This window comes from Neptuniibacter sp., assembly GCF_024231755.1.
Taxonomy (GTDB): Bacteria; Pseudomonadota; Gammaproteobacteria; order Pseudomonadales; family Balneatricaceae; genus Neptuniibacter.
Window position 1 is genome coordinate 1 of record NZ_JAAEQH010000197.1, and the last position, 1,370, is coordinate 1,370.

At 49.4% G+C, this 1,370-nt stretch carries 2 protein-coding genes; both read right to left on the reverse strand.

Annotation, left to right across the window (positions count from 1 at the left end):
* Window positions 1–773, reverse strand: a 773-nt coding sequence (locus GY843_RS10190) for a cytochrome bc complex cytochrome b subunit (protein WP_297309182.1), incomplete at its 3' end; no start/stop codon positions are given.
* Window positions 773–1,370: ubiquinol-cytochrome c reductase iron-sulfur subunit (petA, locus tag GY843_RS10195; RefSeq protein ID WP_297309184.1), on the reverse strand; the 598-nt coding region annotated here is incomplete at its 5' end. The genes petA and GY843_RS10190, both read right to left, overlap by 1 nt.

A 1,370-nucleotide genomic window follows, 5' to 3' on the forward strand; every position in this document is an offset into this window, starting at 1 on the left:
ACAACCACACCCACGATATCTTTAACAGAGTAGTAAGGGTGGAATGGGATACCATCAACAGGCACACCGTTCTCATCTTTGTTCTCTTTGATCTCAACACCGTCAGGGTTGTTAGAACCCACTTCGTGCAGCGCAATGATATGCAGAACAACCAGCGCAAGCAGTACGATAGGCAGGGCAATAACATGCAGAGAGAAGAAACGGTTCAAAGTGATACCAGAGATCAGGTAGTCACCACGAATCCACTCTGCCAGATCAGGACCAATAACAGGAACTGCAGCGAACAGGGATACGATTACCTGCGCACCCCAGTAAGACATCTGCCCCCATGGCAGCAGGTAGCCCATGAACGCTTCAGCCATCAACGCCAAGTAGATTGTCATACCAAACAGCCATACCAGCTCACGAGGCTTACGGTATGAACCGTACATCATGCCACGCAGCATGTGTAGGTAGACAACAACAAAGAATGCTGATGCACCAGTGGTGTGCAGATAACGCAACAACCAACCATACTCAACATCACGCATGATATATTCGATAGACGCAAACGCACCTTCCGCAGAAGGGTTGTAAGACATTGTCAGCCAGATACCCGTCAGGATCTGGTTAACCAGTACTAACAGCGCCAGAGAACCAAAGAAATACCAGAAGTTAAAGTTCTTTGGAGCGTAGTATTTAGACAGGTGATCTTCCCACATTGCTGTCGCAGGGAAACGATCATCAATCCAACCCATGATACCTGGGTTTCCTTTGTTACGTGTACCAGCCATTATGCAGTCTCCTGATCTACACCAACGATGACCACATTGTCGCTCTCATAGTGATGAGGCGGGATCACCAGGTTACTTGGAGCCGGGGAGCCATTCATTACACGACCAGACAGGTCAAAACGAGAACCGTGACATGGGCAGTAGTAACCACCGATCCAGTCATCGCCCTGTCCAGAAGCCGCACCAACTACAGGAATGTATGTTGGTGAGCAACCCAGATGCGTACAAATACCAACCAACACAGCAATATCAGTACGAATTGCGCGTGTAGCATCTTTTGGCACATACTCAGGCTGTATTGATGCTTCAGAGTTAGGATCCTGCATATTGGAATCCAGACCTGGAAGTTTCGCCAGTGTTTCTTCACTACGACGAACGATCCAAACTGGCTTGCCACGCCATTTAACAACCATTTGCTGACCTGGCTCCAACTTGCTTACGTCCACCTTCACAGGCGCACCAGCAGTTTTTGCCTTAGCACTTGGATTCCAGGAAGCTACGAATGGGACAGCTGCTCCTACAGCACCAACCGCACCAACTGCGGATGTAGCACCGATCAGGAGACGGCGCCGACCCTTATTCACGCCATCATTGCTC